We start from the raw sequence: 18,387 nt of genomic DNA, 5'->3' as shown, positions 1-18,387 counted from the left end.
GACTCCGCACTCGGCAGTGCGCATCCGAGAGTGGAGGGCGGTAACCGTGCGAGTCACAACTCCGCGAGTGGAGGGCGGTAACTGTGCGAGTCACAGCTCCGCCCGGCCCTCGGTCTATCGGTAGTTGGTGAACTGGAGGGCGACCTCCAGGTCCTTGCCCTTGAGAAGGGCGATGACCTCCTGCAGCTCGTCCCTCTTCTTGGAGCTCACTCGCAGTTCCTCGCCCTGGATCTGGGCCTTGACCCCCTTGGGCCCCTCATCCCGGATGATCTTCGAGATCTTCTTGGCCTGCTCCTGGTCGATACCCTCCTTGAGGGTGACCAGAAGGCGATACTCCTTGCCGGACAGCTTGGGCTCGTCCGCGTCCAGAATCTTCAGGGACAGGCCACGCTTGATCAGCTTGTCCTTGAACACGTCGAGGACCGCGTTGGCGCGCTCCTCGCTGTTGGCCCTGATTTCGACGGCCTTCTGGCCACCCGACCAGGCGATCGTCGCGCCGGTCCCCTTGAAGTCAAATCGGTGCCCGACCTCCTTGACCGTCTGGTTCAGCGCGTTGTCGGCCTCCTGATGGTCGATCTTGCTAACGATGTCGAACGATGAATCCGCCAAAGCCCAATCCCCTCTGAACTGCTGGAACTATCAGTCGCTGCCCGGCTCCCGCATATCACGCCCGCGAACCGCGGCGGCGTCCGCGAGCCGGTTCGGTAGACGCGTACGTAACGGATCAGCCTAGCCAGCATCTCCCGCCAATGCTGGGGCGGCAGTGTGTCCCGCCTCGCCCTCAGCGTGTCGCCTCACCCCGCCGTCCTGGCCCGTCATCCCACTCCGCGGACAGCCCTCCCTCAGGTCACCCCCGGCCCACCCGCCTCACCCGCCCGCTACCTGCCGTCGAACCCCCTATCACGCCCGTATCGTGATGTCCCTCCTGTCCATCCCTTCCCGCTCAAGGCCGGCGCGAGCGACAACACCTGCCCCAAAAGTCCCAGTGTGCCCATCTATCGGCGGGTGCCCTCTGCGGATGTCACGTCACCCCTGGAAGTCCGCTATTCTTTTCCTGTCGCCGCGGTACGCGGAGGACGCGGCAGGTTGCCCGAGTGGTCAAAGGGAGCGGTCTGTAAAACCGTCGGCTCAGCCTACGCAGGTTCAAGTCCTGCACCTGCCACACCAGCAGAAACAGCCCCCTCACCAGCGGAAACGCGGTGAGGGGGCTGTTCTCGTATGTCCGGCTGTCCATGGTCGTCAACGGGCATCTACGGGGCGCTGTGCCGAATACGTGCCCAGGTTTTCAGGGCTTGCTAGCGTCCCAGATTCGGCGCGTGGCCTCGCCCTGCTGGCCATGGATGCACTTGGCGTAGACCCGCAGCAGGACATCCACACTGTGCCCCGCCCACTCGGCGACCTGGGGAGCCGGGACGCCGGCATTGAGCCACGTGGACACGGCCGCGTGCCGAAGCGTGTACGGCACATCCATCAGCGGTGAGGCTGCCTCAGGTTGCCGGGGTGAACCTGCCCCAGAGCGTGCAGGAGGAGGACGATCCGATGGAGATCTTCCGCTTCAGCGCGGATCTCGGCAGGGACCTCAACCATGCGACGCTCAACGCGCTGACTGATCTGGAAGTCGAAGCAGCGGCGAACGCACGGCTGACGCCGGGGGCTGCCGATCTCATTCGGCGATCGAGGGAGGAAAACAAGTCGGTTGCGGCGGCCAGCAACAACTCGGTAGCCGCTATCACCGCATTCTTGGAGGCGCACGGCCTTCTAACGGCCGTTGATCTCATCTCGGCCCGGATGGACCCCGATCCGGGGCTTATGAAGCCGAGCCCTTATCTCGTCCGGCAAGCCCTCGACCAGCTCGGCGCGGATGCAGCGCTCTCGCTCCTAATCGGTGACTCGGTTACCGACATGCAGGCGTCCAAGAGCGCGGGCATTACCACCGTGGGTTACGCCAACAAGTTGGGTAAGGCGGATCGACTAGTGCTCCGGCCCTCAATGGAGGGCGCGAATGCGCGGCCGAAAGACTGAGGCTATCAGGGCGGCCTCCCCGGCCTCCTGGGCCGGTGTGGATCTGTGCTTCCGATGAGGAACGTCGCACTAGCAGTGGCCGGGGCCGACTTAGTGGTGATGAGCATGCAAGAATTGGCGGCTTCCCTGTAGGGGGCCGTCCTCACTTAAAGCTTAGACTCTAAGGTTCCGTTTTCTTTAACGAGATATTTCCGGATCGGAGTATGTCTAGCATGGGTGGTTTGGCGCCTATCTTTCGAGCGCCATCATAGATGGACTCCCGGATAAACGGATAAAGTATCGGCACCGCTATTTTCTCGGCAAATTCTTGCATAAGGTCGTCGGAAAAATCGATCGCTTCATTGTCCAGGCTTTCATTGTCGTCATCTTCTTTAATCGAGAAGACGGCTACGGTGTCAGCAATGAGTATTGCTTGAGGCGTCTTTATAGTCATGCGACCCCGCACAGAAATGCTTTTTTCGTCTACGGTTTGCATCACTTGAAGGTCATTAATGATGTTGATAGGCGGCGCCTCCTTATCGCCTATTCCGGAATTCCAGCGTCGGCTCGACGATTCGAAGAAAAAAACACGGCGTAACTCTAGGAGAGCTTCGAGCTCTTCTAGAGTTACCGATGAAGTTTCTCGCTCAACGCTCATCGCACCGAAACCTTATAGTGCGAAGCCTCTGTGTGGTCCCAGCCTTTCATGGCATTAGTCATGAAAGCGCCATTGTCGTCTGCCTCGCTTACTGTGAGGTCGGCTTTGTATACAGCTATAACGCCAACCTGTCGAGTTCGGCGCCAGCGATCCATTGAAAGCTTTGTCTTGTGCTGCAAGTTGCAGTTTAGTGCAGAGTCAATGTCTGCCATTTCGTTACGACTTGGTCTATTGACTTCGTCGTTTCGGCCGATCTGTTCTAGCCATTTATTAACTTCTGTCCACAGCCATACCTGGGTACGCCCTGCTGTGCCTTCAGATGGAGGAAAAGGCAAAGCTTCGCTATGCCGCTTTCCGGTTATCCATTGATGGATATTCTGGCGTGATAATCCCAGTCGTTCTGCGATTTCTGGAACGCCAACCAGATCGCGATGTAGGCGAAGTACCCGAAGGCTCGGAACAGATATTGTCGCCTCGCGAGCCGCCTTCATTGCGGCAGCTAAGGCATCTGTGCCTTCAGCGGCAATATCAAGGAGGTCAACGCCTCCACCGCGGAACAACATGGCGTCGAGCTCTCGATCAAGAGTCTCCACAACATCGATGTCATCGACGGACACGCCTTCGACTACGAATCGGAACTCGTACTCCATAACCTTCCTCCCGCCTGTACCTGAGCTTCGCAGGGGTGTTGACGTTCGTCAACGCCTTCTATCATTCTTTCCGATCCAGGCCGGTCAAGCTTCTGCGAGGGTCCTCGGGATCCTTTGGGCACAGCTGGGCTGCCGTGCGGATGCCTCGGACTCTGCGCTCGGGTTTGGGGACGGTGCTGCCGACAGGGATGGTCGTGCACTTGCCTGGACACGGGCAGTAGAGCCGGAAGCCGTGACCTTCTTTGCGAAGTAACCACCCCAAACTCACCCAATAGGCAAGTTCCTTGCGAATGTCCTTATTTGAGTGTTCTGACGGGTCCACTGCTTTGCCCGTCATCACTCCACCTCTCTACGTAACCGATCACCTAGCTTGCCATGCTCACGACACTGCTGAGGGCGAAAGTTTGGGGCATAGTTCACCGAAACGAGGGGAAGAATCTGCGGATGCTGAGAACCTCCTGGTGAGGGCTGATCGTCTGCGCAGTGCTTAGCTGGATTCGACAGAAACTTGAGGATGGCGCAGGTACTGCCCCCTGCTCGGCAGGGCATCGATGTCTCCTTTGGATGTCATCGAAGCTCGCGTCAGATTGAAGCCGAGCTGACGGGTCAGCGCGGGCGTTGCGGGACATGCGCGGGATATGAAACCCCGGAATGCCGAAGGGGCTCCGGGAGTGTGTCCCAGAGCCCCACAGCAGAGGTGATCTTCACGCGGCCAGCGCGTCATCAATCCTCCGGTTGACCGTCTCCTCCTGGCCGTCGATGCACTTCGCGTAGACGCGGAGGAGGACATCCACGCCGTGACCGGCCCGCCTTGCCACCTCGGGAGCGGGAACCTCGGCATTGAGGGCTCTTTGACTTTGAGGGGGATGTTCACCCTCATGCCGCTGGCACGTGATCAAGGGCGGCTGCTGCCCTCGCTGCCCTGCTACGGGGAGATCCCTGATGCCTCGGTAGGTTGGGGCTGAGGCACGAAGTCCCAGACTTTCGATCGGCCCCCAGCCACGTATGGGCTCAGCCGCCGTCGGGCGATCGTGAGGGCGATGGCTGGGGGGAGAGATGACCAATTCTGGCCACTTTTTGTGATGGGCTAATATCGCACAGCGATGACTGTTTGACAGTGATCAACTTCCCCGCCTCACTCTACGGAGGAAGGATGGCAAAGTTCACTGCCACGCTGGTGGCTCGTCACAGCGACAAGTTGGCGTCGGTCGTCGCAGAAGGCACCGACAATGGCGCCCAGGCAATCCAGTGGACCAACAAGGGCAAACCCAACCAGGAGTGGAATCTGGAGGCGACCAGCGCCGGTTACTACGTCGTCCGCGCCATTCACAGCGGTAAGGCTCCGTCGGTCCTCGGCGAAGGACTCCAGGACGGCGCCGAGGCGGTCCAGCGGGACTATGTGAACAAGCTCAACCAGGAAGCGAATGACAAGCGACAGAGCAGGGAGCATGTCCGAAATATGAGAGCGTTCGCCAAGTTGGAATCCGGCGTCGACAGTATTGAACTGGCAGAGGTAGCAGTCCCGCAGATCGACGATGATGAGCTGCTTGTGCGCGTCAAGGCCGTCGGCGTCGGCATTCACGACTCCTACTTCCTGCCGGGTGACGCGAAGTACCCGTTTCCGATCGGAATCGAGGCAGCCGGTGTCGTCGAGCAGGTCGGCAGCAGAGTCTCTGGTCACCGGCCAGGTGACCGCATTGCCTTCGTCAGTTCGATGCAGCCGAAGGGCGGAACCTGGGCGGAGTACGCCGCGGTCAAGGCCGGCTCCCTCATCGTGCCGGTCCCCACTGGCCTGGACTTCGTTGAAGCGGCGGCCGTCCCCGTTGCGGGTAATACTGTCCTGCGGGCGCTGAAAGCCCTGGAGGCGGTACCCGCTGGCGGTTCATTGTTCATTGCGGGAGGTTCGGGGGCGATCGGCACCTTGGCCATCCAGGTCGCTCGGACACGGGGATGGCGGGTCGGCGCCTCGGCCTCTGAACGCAATCACGACCACATGCTCTCGCTCGGGGCCGAGGCGGTTGTCGACTACCACGATCCAACCTGGCGCGAACAGGTCCGACAGTGGATGCCTGGCGGGGTCGACGCAGTGATGGCGGTTCAGCCCCATACCTCAAAGGACAGCTTGAGCGTTGTGAGAGATGGCGGGAAACTTATCACCATCTCCGGTGACGTCGTGGCTCCGGAGCGCAACGTGCACGTGGAAGTGGTCCCGCACGAGACCGACGTCCGAGGCGAACTGACGCAGCTGATGATGGAGGTCGCCCAGAACGAGAAGCGAGTGGAGATTGAACGGGTGTATCCGTTCGAAGAGGCTCAGGCAGCCCTGGCGAAGGTCCAGACTCGACACGCTCGGGGCAAGCTCGTCCTGCGTCTGGAGTAGTGAGAGTCGGGTCGCCCGGGGCATCTCAGCCCCGGGTTCCCGCGGAACGGAGCGTGACGGTCTCCCGTCACCCCGCTTGCTTCTCACCTAGCCTTCAGAACGCGGTCATCCACGCCCAGCGCGCAAATAGTTCGGGCTCTCTTTCGATGAGCCCTTGCCACCATGCCTCGAAGCGTTTGAATGCCTTCAGCCGTCTGTGCTTCTTGCGAGCCCACCGCATCAGATAGCAGACCACCGGTAGGCGTTTCCGCACGTCAAGTTGGAGACTCGTGGACTAGACGGCATCGTGATCCGGTGAACCCAGGCATAGGTGGACCGAAGTCCGGCAAACACCTCGGGTACGGGCCTGACCGCCGCCTCAGCCGCGGCCGAACCCGTGATGTCCCAAGCGGGGCCGACCGCTCAGCCAGACCGGTCGAGGCTGTGCCGGAGCACCGCGAGCAATGCGTCGATCACCGAACCGCGGTCACGCGCGTCGAAAGTGACCAGGGGCGTGTCCTCGCTTATCGCCAACGCCCACCGCACGTCCGCCAGCTCGTGGTTGAGCACACCGTCGAACAGGTTGATGCCGACGCCGAACGGCATTCCGGACCGCTCGAAGTAATCGACCGCGGGGTAGCCGTCGTCAAGCCTCCGGCTGTCCACGATGACCAGCGCGCCCAGCGCACCCTCGGTCAGGTCGCGCCACATGAACCCGAACCGGTCCTGCCCTGGAGTACCGAAAAGATACATCTTGATCTCGTCGCTAATCGCGACGCAGCCGAAGTCCAGGGCGACGGTCGTGGTGGTCTTTCCCGGCACCTCGTCGACGCTGTCCAACGCGGCGGCCAGCTCCGTGATCGGGGCTTCGGTCGTCAGCACCGGGATCTCGGACACCTGGGCGACAGCGGTCGTCTTACCCACGCCGAACCCGCCGGCAATGACCATCTTCACCGGCAGCGGCGGCCGACCGGCCGCACGCTCAGCGGATTGCGGTGAGTCCACGGATTACCCTTTCAAGGATCGCTACCTGCCGGCTGCCGGCAAGGTTTCCTTCGTGAACGTCGAGCAGGCCCAGCGCGGCGAGGTCGGCGACGAGGACCCGTACGACGCCGAGGTGTAGCCGCAGGTGCGCGGCGACCTCCGCGACCGAGATCCAACGATCGCACAGTTCGACGATGTCGCGATGCTCATACGTAAGGCGCTCGGTCGCCACCATGCCGTGCGGTGTGGACCGGATCTGGGCCGCGATGTTGAGCGGGGCCGGGTGCACCGGCCGGACCCGCCCGCCCGTCAGCACGTACGGCCGCACCCCGGTCACCGGCGATCGCACGGGCTCCTCGCGGCCGGGCGGCTGATCCATCGGCATACCCGGTCAGATCCGGACCGTCGACTTCAGCTCGTCGATGAGCTGAGGCGTCAGGACCGGCCCGGCCTGATTGGAGAACATCGCCATCTCGAAGGCGAGATTGCCGAGATTGGCCTCCTTGCGGGCAAGCACGCCTAGCACACAACCCCGGCCGATATTGCTGACGAGCACGTACCCGCCGTCGAGATCAATGATGATCTTGTTGGTTTCACCCAGGCCGTAGAGCCCGGACGCGCCATTTGCCAGGCTGGCCAACGCCGAGACGATGGCGGCGAGACGATCCGCGTCGATCCGCCGCATCTCGTTTGACATCGCCACCAGCAACCCGTCGGTGGACACGGCGATCGCCTCCGCTACCCCCGCGGTGTCGCGGGCGAACCGATCGAGCAGCCAATTGAACTGCTGTGCCTCGTTGCTGACCGGGTACGCGGGAACAGTCATAATGAGCTCCTGTTCGGATCGGTGCCTGCCGCTCTGGCAAGGCCCTGTTGGAACAACTCCAGCCCGGCGCGCTCCGCCTCCGGGTTGCGGAGTCGCGGTGCGGGGGCGGGCGTCGACGCTGCCTGCGGCCCGGCACGCCAGGCCCCGGGACTTTCCGGTGTGCCACGCACCGACTCGGCGAGGTGCTGGCCCGGGATCCGCCGGCGCAGCCCACCGCGCTGCTCACCCACCGTCGCTGACGGAGGCGCTGACGGAGGCGCTGACGGAGGCGCCGGCTCTGGCGTCCGCGTCTGCCGCTCCGGGTAACCCGGCCGTGTCGGGCGATCCGGCCCGCTCGCGTGGTTCGGCTGGCTCGCGTGGTTCGGGTGGCTCGCGTGGTTCGGCCGGCTGTTTCGGTCGGGCTTGGCCGGGCCGCCACCCGCCGGTCCTGCACCTGCGGCACCAGGCACAGGAAATGAGCTCCTGTTCGGATCGGTGCCTGCCGCTCTGGCAAGGCCCTGTTGGAACAACTCCAGCCCGGCACGCTCCGCCTCCGGGTTGCGGAGTCGCGGTGCGGGGGCGGGCGTCGACGCTGCCTGCGGCCCGGCACGCCAGGCCCCGGGACTTTCCGGTGTGCCACGCACCGACTCGGCGAGGTGCTGGCCCGGGATCCGCCGGCGCAGCCCGCCGCGCTGCTCGCCCACCGTCGCCGGCGGAGGCGCTGGCGGAGGCGCCGGCGGAGGCGCTGGCGGAGGCGCCGGCGGAGGCGCCGGCGGAGGCGCCGGCTCTGGCGTCCGCGTCTGCCGCTCCGGGTAGCCCGGCCGTGTCGGGCGATCCGGCCCGCTCGCGTGGTTCGGCCGGTTCGCGTGGTTCGGCCGGCTGTTTCGGTCGGGCTTGGCCGGGCCGCCACCCGCCGGTCCTGCACCTGCGGCACCAGGCACAGGAGCGGCGGTGCTCCCACCCACCGCCGCAGGCGGAGGGATCGATGTGTCGAACCATTGAAAGTCCGCGGACGGCTCCAGCACCGGGACCGGGGCCGCCACGTCGGCGGCCTGCTGCCGATGCTGAACGGCGGCCATGGCCGCAGGCGGTCCGTGGACCTCTGTGCGGAGCAGTAGCGCCGCGGGCACCACGATCTCGACGGTGACGCCGGTCGGGACGGACGGCAGCAGCCGCACGGTCATTCCGTGCCACCGGGCCAGCCGGCCCACCACGAAGAGGCCGAGCATCGTGGTCGGTGTGACGTCGAGGCGCTCCCGCGACACGAGGCGACGGTTCTCCTGCTCGAGCCGCTCGGCCGACATGCCGACGCCTTGGTCCACGATCCGTATGTGGCAATCGCCGTCGAGCCTCGCCGACAACTCGACCGGCACGTTCGGTGGCGAGAACACGGTCGCGTTCTCGAGCAGTTCGGCGAGCATGAGCGTGAGGTCGACGACCACTCCGGCCTGCAACACCACGTTGTCGATGGTGCCGAGGACCACCTGACGGTACCCCTCGATCTGTGCGGCGGCGGACCGTACGATCTCATGTAGCGGGGCCGGCATGCTGAGCGGCCCGGCGTCGCGCTGCCCAGCGATCACGAGCAGGCTTTCCGCGCTGCGGCGCAGCCGTGTCGTCAGATGGTCCAGCCGGTACAGGTGCGCCAGCCGCTGCTCGTCGAATTCGTCGCGCTCAAGCGAGTCGATGCTTGCCAGCTGCCGCTCGACGAGGCTGCGCGTGCGGTTGGCGATGTTGCTGTACATGACGGCGACGTTGCGCCTGCTCGTCACCTGCTGCTGCATCAGCAGCGTGGCGGTGGCCTGCACCCGGTTGAACGCCGAGGCGAGCTCACCGATCTCGTCCGCGGAGCTGATGGTGACGGCCGCCAGCCGCGGCGGGTCCTCGTCGGCGTCGGCGACGTCCGTGTCGTGCACGCGTCGCAGTTCGCGGGTGGCGAGGTCGGCGACTGCCGTCGCCGCGAGCGTCACCCGGCGCAGCGGCCGGTCGACCGAGCGGCTGATCAGCGAGCCCAGCCAGACGACCGTGGCCAGGAGCACGCCGACGCCGACGGCGACGCCGACCGCCGTGTCGGTCGCGGTGCGGGCGCGTGCGGCAGCCAGCCGGCCGATGTCGGACACGACGGCCATCTGCGCGCTGTACCGCACCACGGCATCACCCTGGGCGATCGACAGCGCCTGCGCCGCACTTGTCGGTGGGCCCGACCTGCCCGGGGTTTCGTTGTGCGTCAGTGCGGCGATCGCCGCGCCGCTCCGCAACGCCGACGGACCCGTCTCGGTCGCGGCCAGGATCGTGACGTGCCGCGGGATCGCCTGCCGCTGAAAGCGTTCCCAGTGGCTCTGCACCAGCGTGGCGGAGTCCCTCGCGAGGAGGCCGGCCACAGTCTGGTCGCCGACCGCCACCAGCAACGCCGCCACGCCGACGCCGGCCTCCTCATCGAGCCGCATCAGCGTGTCGAGGGACGACAGTTCCCGCTGCCCTATCACGTCGGCGTCCGGCTGGTCGGTCAGCCGCAGCTGGTTCAGGAGCGTGACAACCGTGTCATGGTACACCCGAACGACCCGGGACGGCTCCGCGTCACGGCGCAGGACCGCCTGACGTACCTGGCGTACCTTGCGCAGCGCGGCGACCGAGGCACGACCCTCTGGAACCGCCGCCGCCGCCTCATCGGCGGTGTGCACCTGGCTGACGAGCGCGGTCCGGCCGACCCGATCGGACAGGACATAGGCCAGTGCCAGGAGCCGTTCGCGCTGCAGTTCGGCGACGGCGACCGCGGTGGTGTGGACCCGCTCCGCGCTGTGTTGCACGGCTTGCGCCGCCCGGGCGTCGTCGACCCGCTCGACGACGCCCGGGACGCTCGCCGCCGTCATGGCGGCGACCGCGATGAGCAGCAGCAGCCCGAGTCTCTGGGTGATCCGCAGGTTACGGAGCATCGCCGGACCCATCCGACGGCCGGACCCGCACCCCGCGGCCGACATGCACGAGTTCCTCCATTGCCAGCAGCTCCCGCGCGTCGACCTCCGGCAGGTTGATCGAGAGCGACGCGACATCCGCAGTGGTGGTATCGGCGGTGCCGTCGACTTCGTCGTCGTGGTACCTGGCCGGGATCGACCGGTACAGCAGCAGCCCGCCCAGCACCACACCGGCGATCAGCATCGCCAGTTGCTGCAGGTGCTGCCAATCGACGTCCTGCTGGTACCGCTGCAGCGCCTGATCCAGCGCGGCGAACGCCGCCGTCGCCAGCGCCGTGGCCGATTCGCGGACCCGCTCGGCGCGCTTCGCGGCGTCGGCCGCGCCGGTCAATGAACGGGTCTGTTCGAGGACCGCGGGCGCGGCGAGCCGGCCCGCGTCCTTGCGGAACTCGTCGAGCGGCCCGGCGACGTCGCGCCCGACGTCGCGCCCGACGGCGCCCTCCGGCGTGGCCGCGAGCAGCACGATCCCGGTGTCGAGGGCCTCGACCGCCGACGCGACCTCCGACCGGGCGACGGCGACCGCGAGCGACGCCCGCTCCCTGGCCGCGCCGGTCGCCCCGGCGTCCAACGCCAGGCGGTCGGCGATCTGCCCGGCGCCGACAACGACGGCCGGGAGTCGCTCGACGACAAGTTCGGCCAGGAAACGGTGATACAGGTCCGGATCGGCGTCCAGCCGCGCGGTCGCACCCGCCATGCGCAGCAGGTCGGTCGCCAGCACGATCGCATCGTCGTAGCGCTGCACTGAATACGGACCCGACGGCTTCTCGGCCCCCAGCGCGTCGGCCACGGCGCGCAGGTCCACCGACCGCTGCCGGATTTTGACGTCAGCGGTCTGCCCGGCGGTCGACACCGCGGCCGCGGCGTGGGCGATGGCATCGACGTTGACGGGTGCCGTGTGCGCGGCCGCCGTCCTGGCCTGGACCAGTTCGGTCAGCAGCTGCGTCGTCGACCGCAGCAGCGGTACCGCCTGCCGCGCGGTCCGCGCGGCCGCCAGGTGATCCGCGGTGGTGCTTCGGGCCTCGTGCAGCAGCAGTCCGTACAGCGTCGTGAGCATGGCCAGCAGGATGAGGTTCGCGACAATCCGCGAGCCGCGCCGCGGGCGGCGGCGGGCGCCGACCGGCCGGTGGTCGGCAGGGTGCGCCACGTGCTCAGCCATGGTTCGGCACCCGCGTCGCGGCCGTCTCGTTCGGCACCCACGTCGCGGCCGTCTCGCTGGGCGCCTGGATCGCATACGCGGACTCACCGTGCTGGAAGAGGTCCAGCCCGATGACCTCGCCCCGTGGGCTCACCCGGTTGCCGAACATACGATCGGCCAGTACCACGATGAGCAGCGTGACGACCGCCGAGTAGACGACCGCCGCGCCGAGGGTCAACGCCTGGACGCCGAGCAGGCGGTAACCGCCGCCGTAGAAGAGCCCGTTGCTCGCCGCCGGGTTCACCGAGGTCGTCGCGAGCAACCCCACGGCCAGCGAACCGACCGCGCCGCCGCCGAGATGCACGGCGGCGACGTCGAGCGCGTCGTCCAGCCCCAGCAGCGCCTTCAGGCTCACCGCGAAATGGCAGATGACGCCGGCGGCCGCACCGATGGCAACCGCGCTGAGCGGTGTCACATAGCCGGCGGCCGGGGTGATGGCGACGAGTCCGGCGATCGCGCCCGACGCCGCGCCGAGCGTCGTCGGCTTGCGGACCCGGATCTGTTCGGCACAGGCCCACGCCATCAAGCCGGCGGCCGCGGACACCTGCGTATTCGTCACGGCGAGAGCGGCGATCCCGTTCGGGGCCAGCGCAGAGCCGCCGTTGAACCCGAACCAGCCGAACCACATCATGATCGTGCCGAGCAGCATCAGCGGCAGGTTGTGTGCCCGATGCTGGACAGCGGGCCAGCCGGTGCGCCGGCCGAGGACCGCGGCGACGACGAGTGCCGCGACGCCGGCGTTGACATGCACGACCGTGCCGCCGGCGAAGTCGAGTGCGCCGAGCCTGCTCCCCCAGCCCAGCGGCGAGAAGAACCAATGCGCGATGGGTGCGTAGACCAGCATCGACCACAGCGCGACGAACGTGATGTAGGCGCTGAACCTCCAACGTTCCGCGCCCGCGCCGGTGATGAGCACCGGGGTGACCACCGCGAACATCATCTGGAAGACGGCGAAGGCCAGTATCGGCACACCGTCGATGTGCATGCCGGGCACCGTCTGGGCGAGGTCGCGCAGACCGGCAAGGTCGAGTCCGCCCACGAAGCCGTTACCCGCGCCGAACGCCAGCGAGAAACCCACGAGCACCCACAGGACGCTCACGGTCCCGATCGTCATGAGGCTCTGCATGATCATGCTGAGGACGTTGGACTGACGGATCATGCCGCCGTAGAAGAACGCGACGCCGGGTGTCATGAGCAGCACCAGCGCTGCGGAGGTGAGCAGCCATGCCGTCGATCCGACATCCAACTGAGGTTGGTCCACCGCGATTGCCTTTCCCGCCTGCCGGTCGGACGCGACCGGGTGCGGCCCACACAACGTAACCCACGCTCTTGTCGTTCAATACGAAGACAAACTGTTACATGGCGGCCACGCCCGGCTTCTGTGGTCGTGCCACACGATGAGGCCGGTCTCGTCGAGGTACAGGACCTGATCCGCGTTGTACGTCGCCAGGTGCGACGGCCACGTCATGTTCATCCGGCGGTATGTAATGCCGTCCTCGACCCACGGATCGCCCTCGGTGGTCAGGAACCCCGGCATCGTGAAGGAGAACGGCCGCGTCGGGTACGTCCACCTCGACGTTGCCACAGTTCAAGGCGTCGTAGAGGGCGCCGTGACCGTGCCGATGTTCTGGCGTCAGCGTCAGATCGACCAGCGCATCGGTCCCGGCGGTCAGGCAGTCATACACGTTGGTCCGAAACCGGGACAACACGGTCATTGACTCGACTCGGGTGACATCGTCCACCAAGTTGTGGAAAAAACACAATTTCTCACATGTCTTAATGGTTTAGGGTGCGGTGCGCTCGCGTTTTGCTGCGCACTGCTCAACGGGTGCCGTGTCCGGCCCCCCGAACCTTGCAATGCTGGAGCCAATTGGCGATGGTCAGAAACAGTCAACGATTCTTGCGGATTCCACTGTTCCGGCGCGGCGGAGTGTCCCAGTGACCGTGGTCATCAATGAGTGCGCCGCGACGCGTGGCGCGTCGCCTGCCGACATACGCATGGCCACGCTGCATGCACATCACGCGCCTTCGCTGTACCGATTCCTGTTACGGCTGGCGCTGGGCGAGCCGTATCTCGCCGAAGATCTTCTGCAGGAGACCATGCTGCGGGCGTGGCGGAACATCGAGGACGTGCCACACGGCTCCGAACCGGAGCGGCGGTGGCTGTTCACCACCGCCCGCCGGATCGCCATCGACGAGGCCCGGGCCCGGCAGGCCCGGCCGACCGAGACGGGCGCCACAGACCTCGCCCGGCTACCCGAAGCGGACGACGCGATCGAACGACTGGTCATCATCCACACCATGCGTGAGGCGCTGCCGAAGGTGAGTGACGCCCAGCGCCAGGTGCTCGTCGAGATGTACTACTTCGGACGGTCGGGCGCCGAAGCGGCGCAGCGGCTCGGCATTCCCGAGGGAACCGTCAGATCGCGGGCGCACTATGCCTTGCGGGCGCTTCGCGCGGCGCTCGGGCTCGACGGCTGACCATCGCGGGCCCGCCGTCCTGCTCGACCCGGTCCGGTCTTCGGCGTCGTCGCCGGAGACCGGACCGGGTCGAGCATCACCAAGCGGTCACATTCATGCGCGTACCGTTACTCGATCGCGATCAGTCCCGGACGTAGCCCTCTGTCGCAATCCGTGACTGCTTCACACACTTTGCGGCTGAGTCGCACGCACCTGGCCATTAACGCGGTGCAGGGGCTTCTTCGTTTTTGATCTTGAATTTCCGTCGGTCACGGACGGCCTTGATCCGGAGGAGTCAAGAGCTGCGAGGTCGGGGAGGTGATCGCGAGCGGCACCGGCGCCTCCAAGCCCTGGCTGCCTGGTTGGCGAGTGCTGACTTCGACGTAGATGGTTGCGATGATGACGAGCAGCGCGTAGGAGCCGGCGATGGCCAGGGCGAAGGTGCCCCGGACGGTCGGTTCGCGCTTTCCCGGGCTCTCCACCTTGCTTGCCGGAGGAGCCTTGACGGTCACCCGGCTGCCCCACCCGGTGTAACGGGTCTCAACGCTGAGCTGCCTGTCCTCCGCCACTGCCGCACTGACGTGGGTGCTCCCCGGATAAACAGCGATCAGCCGCTGGGGGAGTTGGGGCGCGCTACGGCAACGGCCTCGGTAGCAAATGCCCGCGGTCGTGCTTGACGAACTCCTCCCGCAGCGCGGACCGGTCCGCGGCGGTCAGCGACATGTACGTGGTACTTCGGGCGGGTGTCCACCAAACCGGGTCGGCGGTCTCCCAAACCGTTCGGCGCAGCGGCGCCTTGTTGACCTTGTTGGTGCCCGTCTGGGCGATCGATTCCGTGACCCGGACGAACCGGGGACGCCACTTGGTGCCGAGATCCTTCTGGTCGCCGAGGAACCGCTCGAACGCCTTCGGGTCGAATGCCCGACCCTCCGGGAGTTGGACCGCGCACATGACGTTGTCGCCGGTGTGGGGATCGGGGACACCGTAGACCACCGCGGATGAGATGCCGTCGTACCGGCTCAGGATGCGTTCGATCGGGGCCGCCGCGAAGTTCTCCCCATCGACCCTCAGCCAGTCCGAGGTGCGGCCGGCGAAGAAGAAGTAGCCGCGCTCGTCGCGGAAGGCCAGATCCCCCGACCAGTAGTCGTCGCCGCGGACGCGGTCCGCTATGGCCTCGGGGTTGTGGTAGTAGCCCTCGAAGGCCTTGACTCGATCGATGCCGACGATCTCGCCGATTGCCTCGTCGGCGTTGAGCAGGCGGCCGTTCTCGTCGAACTTCGCCAACGGGCACTCCTCGCCCGATTCGTTCAGCACCTTGATGACCTGGCCGACAGCGGGCAGGCCGAGCGAGTTGGGCGGCGCGTCCGGACCGGGAAAGATGCTGAGCACCCCTTCCGTGGAGCCGTAGGACTCCCAGATCCGGCATTGAAACCGGTCCCTGAATTTGACCATGTCGGCCGGAGAGGCTTCGCTTCCGTAGGCCACCTCGAGCGTGCTCAGCCGATCCCTGGGGTCCTCCGCCGTGGCCAGCACGTAGTTGATCGCACGGCCCACGTAGTTCGTGAACGTGATCCCGTGCTCGTGGATGTCGCGCGCGAATCCCGACGCGGAGAACTTGCGGCGCATGACGATCGTCGCCCCGGATCGGACCGAGGGCGCCAGATTGGTGAAGATCGAGTTGCCGTGAAAGAGCGGCATGCACAGATAGGTGATGGTGTCACGATGCACCCCGATCCTGTCGCCCAGCACGTGTGCGCGCCTGGTCATCGCGCGCTGCGAGGAGATGACCGCCTTCGGCGCACCGGTCGAGCCGGAGCTGAAGAGCAGGAGAAGCATGTCCTCGGCGGCCGGTGACCCGGCGGGCAGCGGTGCGCCTCGGTAGGGGCGGAGGTAGTCCGCGTACTCGGCGGTGTCGACGTTCAGGACCCGCCGCACGGACGGCAGCTCGGCCCCGGCGATGAGCGAGAGATGCTCATTCTCGGTGACCAGGAGGTCGCAGTCGGTGTGGCGAATGTCCTGCGCGAGCTCCTCGCCGCGTCGGGTCGGGTTGATACCGACGATGACAAAGCCACCCAGCCCGGCGGCGAGTAGCCAGAAGGCGAAGTCGGGCAGGTTCTGCAGCAGCACCCCGACGTGCACCTGCCGGCGGTCGCCGGCGGGGCGGATGTCGCGGATCGCCGCCGCGCGGTCCGCCGCTTCCTGCACCGTCTCCCGCCAGGTCCAGGCCCGGCCCTCGAAACGGAGTGCCACATGGTCATCGCTCGAGCGAGCCCGTACCAATTCCGAAAATGGACCCACAAGAACTCTCCTCGTACCAACGCACCGGGCAGAAACGTCACCCGTAGAACTATCAGATGAGTGTTTGCCGGCAAATCAGGAGGTGGTCGGCGCCACCTGCCCATCCGCCGATCCCGTGGTCCGGTCGGCGGGCGGGACATCCGTGGCACGACGAAGTGCCATCTTGTCGATCTTCTCGTTCGGCGTGCGGGGAAGCCGTTCGAGGACTCGGACGTCGTCGGGCAGCCAGAACTTGGGTACGGAGCCGACGAGCGCGCTTCGGATCCGCGCACCCAGCGATTCCACATCGGCGGACTCCCGTGCCACCACGTACGCGACCGGCCGTTCGCCCCATTCGGGATGGGGGATGCCGACGACGGCGCACTCCGTCACGCCGTCCACCTGAAGGATCGCCTCTTCGAGCCGGCGCGTCGCGATCCATTCGCCGCCGGACTTCACGAGGTCCTTGAGTCGATCGACGATCCGCATGTATCCAGACTCGTCGATCGAGGCGACGTCGCCCGTGCCGAGCCAGTCATGCGACTCCCCCGGCCAGGCCCCCCACAGATAGTCGTTGATGATCCATGGGCCGCGGCAGTTCAGTTCGCCCGTCGACCGGCCGTTCCACTCGACCGGTTCCCGGGTCTCCAGGTCCCGGAGCTCGAACTCGACACCGGCCACCGGAACGCCCTGAGCGCTCTGGGAGTGGCGGCTGGACTCGGGGTCGAGCCAGCTGCGCGGACGGGAGACCGCGGCGATCGGGGAGGTCTCGGTCATGCCCCAGACCTGGATCATCTGCCCGCCGAGGTCGGCGACGCGATCCACGAGAGCGCGATCCACCGCGGAACCGCCTGAGATCATCCGAGTGCCGGCCAGCGGAGTCGGCGTCCCGGCGGACCTCAGTGCCTCGGCGACCCGGTGAACCACCGTGGGGACCGCGCCGAAGCAGGTGACCTTGTAGGACTCCACGAGCTCCGCGAGGAACGGTCCGTCGCCCGCCCTGCGCCCCGGCAGAACCATCGAGGCGCCGGCGAGCAGCGAGGCGTACGGCAGCCCCTGGCTGTTGGCGTGGAAGAACGCGGCGGCGGGCAGGACGACGTCGGCCTCGCGCACACCGAGGGTGTCCGCTCCCAACGCCATCATCGCGTGCAGCATCTGGGAACGGTGGCTGTAGACCACCCCCTTCGGCATGCCCGTCGTTCCGGAGGTGTAGGAGACGAGCATCGGCTGGTTCTCGTCCAGCGTCGGCCAGTCGAAGGAGGTCGGCTGGGACGTGGCGAGCTCGTCGAGCCCGGGACAGTCGCAGTCCGGTGCCGCGGCGCCCGACCGGAGCAGCGTCATCTCGCCGCCGGCGTGTGCTCGCAGCGAGTGCGCGAGCTCGGCCAGGTCGGCGTCGAACACCAGCACGCTGATCGGAACCTTCGCGAGCACGTGGTGCAGGTGCTCCACGGAGGAGCGGGGATTCAATGGGACGACGACGTCGCCGACGGCCGACGTGGCGAGAATGACGCCCAAGTGGCGATCGTGGTTCCAGGCGAGGGTGGCGATACAGGCACCCGGCTGCGGTGCTGCCTGAGTGAGCACGGCGGCGTACTGTGCGCTCATCGCGAGCAGGTCACCGTAGGTCCGGCAAACCATGTTCTGGCGGTCGTCGACCGTCCAGTACTTCTTTCCGGAAAAGAGGTGACCCATTCGCCACAGAAGATGACTGACCGTCAGACCGTCGCGCCCGATCTCTGGCCGCATGTGAACTCCTCGAATGTCACGATCTCGCGCCGTGTTGATTACACCGGATCGCCTTTGATTTCTGGGAATTCGTGAGTTGGCCGTTCCCAATGGGCACAGCGTAGATGCGGGCGAGTGGGCCGGGCAATGCAGACTCCCGGAATACATTTCCATCACGCGGAACGGCCCCGGCGCACGGCGGGTCCTTGCTGCGGCCAGGCAATGCGGGTTCCCGGAATTCATTTCCGCTGCACGGAACGACTGATGCACGGCGGGCCTTGTAATCTGGCGAGCCGGAGTG

At 66.2% G+C, this 18,387-nt stretch carries 16 protein-coding genes and 1 tRNA gene; 4 read left to right on the top strand and 13 right to left on the bottom strand.

What is annotated here, in order from left to right; translation table 11 throughout:
- Positions 1 to 114: 114 nt before the first annotated feature.
- Entirely contained in the window at positions 115 to 609 is a 495-nt protein-coding gene (locus OIE13_RS27955; protein ID WP_326635013.1) for a YajQ family cyclic di-GMP-binding protein, read from the bottom strand.
- Positions 610 to 1,080: 471 nt separating this feature from the next.
- On the opposite strand from OIE13_RS27955, the gene OIE13_RS27950 reads away from it, so the two are divergent.
- Positions 1,081 to 1,162: transfer RNA gene (locus OIE13_RS27950), tRNA-Tyr, on the top strand.
- Between the two features lie 123 nt (positions 1,163 to 1,285).
- Here OIE13_RS27950 and OIE13_RS27945 read toward each other — a convergent pair.
- Complete coding sequence (locus OIE13_RS27945; protein ID WP_326635014.1) at positions 1,286 to 1,471, bottom strand: hypothetical protein; 186 nt, start codon at positions 1,469 to 1,471, stop codon at positions 1,286 to 1,288.
- A gap of 29 nt (positions 1,472 to 1,500) precedes the next feature.
- Between OIE13_RS27945 and OIE13_RS27940 the strand changes: the two genes are divergently transcribed.
- Complete coding sequence (locus OIE13_RS27940; protein ID WP_326635015.1) at positions 1,501 to 2,022, top strand: HAD family hydrolase; 522 nt, start codon at positions 1,501 to 1,503, stop codon at positions 2,020 to 2,022.
- Positions 2,023 to 2,182: 160 nt separating this feature from the next.
- Here OIE13_RS27940 and OIE13_RS27935 read toward each other — a convergent pair whose 3' ends face one another.
- Entirely contained in the window at positions 2,183 to 2,659 is a 477-nt protein-coding gene (locus OIE13_RS27935; RefSeq protein ID WP_326635021.1) for a hypothetical protein, read from the bottom strand.
- Positions 2,656 to 3,309: a helix-turn-helix transcriptional regulator gene (locus OIE13_RS27930; RefSeq protein WP_326635023.1), complete on the bottom strand. Its 654-nt coding sequence runs from the start codon at positions 3,307 to 3,309 to the stop codon at positions 2,656 to 2,658. Before OIE13_RS27930 ends, OIE13_RS27935 begins: the two co-directional genes overlap by 4 nt.
- Before the next feature lie 1,153 nt (positions 3,310 to 4,462).
- Between OIE13_RS27930 and OIE13_RS27925 the strand changes: the two genes are divergently transcribed.
- A complete protein-coding gene (locus OIE13_RS27925; RefSeq protein ID WP_326828928.1) occupies positions 4,463 to 5,689 on the top strand; it encodes a zinc-binding dehydrogenase in 1,227 nt (408 codons plus the stop codon).
- 402 nt (positions 5,690 to 6,091) lie between these two features.
- On the opposite strand, the gene OIE13_RS27920 is transcribed toward OIE13_RS27925, so the two are convergent.
- From OIE13_RS27920 to OIE13_RS27895, 6 genes are read right to left on the bottom strand one after another with little or no spacing between them, the layout of a single operon-like run.
- Positions 6,092 to 6,673, bottom strand: coding sequence for a GTP-binding protein (locus OIE13_RS27920; RefSeq protein ID WP_326635029.1), 582 nt, complete (start codon positions 6,671 to 6,673; stop codon positions 6,092 to 6,094).
- Complete coding sequence (locus OIE13_RS27915) at positions 6,651 to 7,001, bottom strand: DUF742 domain-containing protein (protein WP_326828927.1); 351 nt, start codon at positions 6,999 to 7,001, stop codon at positions 6,651 to 6,653. Before OIE13_RS27915 ends, OIE13_RS27920 begins: the two co-directional genes overlap by 23 nt.
- A 42-nt stretch (positions 7,002 to 7,043) precedes the next feature.
- Positions 7,044 to 7,478, bottom strand: a complete 435-nt coding sequence (locus tag OIE13_RS27910) for a roadblock/LC7 domain-containing protein (RefSeq protein ID WP_326635033.1) — start codon at positions 7,476 to 7,478, stop codon at positions 7,044 to 7,046.
- Positions 7,475 to 10,390 (bottom strand): sensor histidine kinase, encoded by a 2,916-nt coding sequence (locus OIE13_RS27905; RefSeq protein ID WP_326828926.1) that lies wholly within the window; start codon positions 10,388 to 10,390, stop codon positions 7,475 to 7,477. Before OIE13_RS27905 ends, OIE13_RS27910 begins: the two co-directional genes overlap by 4 nt.
- Positions 10,380 to 11,585 (bottom strand): hypothetical protein, encoded by a 1,206-nt coding sequence (locus OIE13_RS27900; protein ID WP_326828925.1) that lies wholly within the window; start codon positions 11,583 to 11,585, stop codon positions 10,380 to 10,382. Before OIE13_RS27900 ends, OIE13_RS27905 begins: the two co-directional genes overlap by 11 nt.
- Positions 11,578 to 12,885, bottom strand: a complete 1,308-nt coding sequence (locus OIE13_RS27895; RefSeq protein ID WP_326828924.1) for an ammonium transporter — start codon at positions 12,883 to 12,885, stop codon at positions 11,578 to 11,580. The genes OIE13_RS27900 and OIE13_RS27895 overlap by 8 nt, the downstream gene beginning before the upstream one ends.
- A gap of 677 nt (positions 12,886 to 13,562) precedes the next feature.
- Between OIE13_RS27895 and OIE13_RS27890 the strand changes: the two genes are divergently transcribed.
- A complete protein-coding gene (locus tag OIE13_RS27890; RefSeq protein ID WP_326635041.1) occupies positions 13,563 to 14,105 on the top strand; it encodes a sigma-70 family RNA polymerase sigma factor in 543 nt (180 codons plus the stop codon).
- A 248-nt stretch (positions 14,106 to 14,353) separates the two neighbouring features.
- Here the strand turns inward: OIE13_RS27890 and OIE13_RS27885 are convergent, their stop codons facing one another.
- The 3 genes from OIE13_RS27885 to OIE13_RS27875 form a co-directional block, all read right to left on the bottom strand.
- Positions 14,354 to 14,653: a hypothetical protein gene (locus OIE13_RS27885; RefSeq protein ID WP_326635042.1), complete on the bottom strand. Its 300-nt coding sequence runs from the start codon at positions 14,651 to 14,653 to the stop codon at positions 14,354 to 14,356.
- Between the two features lie 64 nt (positions 14,654 to 14,717).
- Positions 14,718 to 16,382, bottom strand: coding sequence for an AMP-binding protein (locus OIE13_RS27880; protein WP_326828923.1), 1,665 nt, complete (start codon positions 16,380 to 16,382; stop codon positions 14,718 to 14,720).
- Positions 16,383 to 16,457: 75 nt separating this feature from the next.
- Positions 16,458 to 18,107 (bottom strand): AMP-binding protein, encoded by a 1,650-nt coding sequence (locus OIE13_RS27875; RefSeq protein ID WP_326828922.1) that lies wholly within the window; start codon positions 18,105 to 18,107, stop codon positions 16,458 to 16,460.
- Positions 18,108 to 18,387 lie beyond the last annotated feature (280 nt).

Source organism: Streptosporangium sp. NBC_01810 (assembly GCF_035917355.1).
Lineage (GTDB): Bacteria > Actinomycetota > Actinomycetes > Streptosporangiales > Streptosporangiaceae > Streptosporangium.
This window is presented reverse-complemented; position numbering and strand designations above follow the sequence as displayed.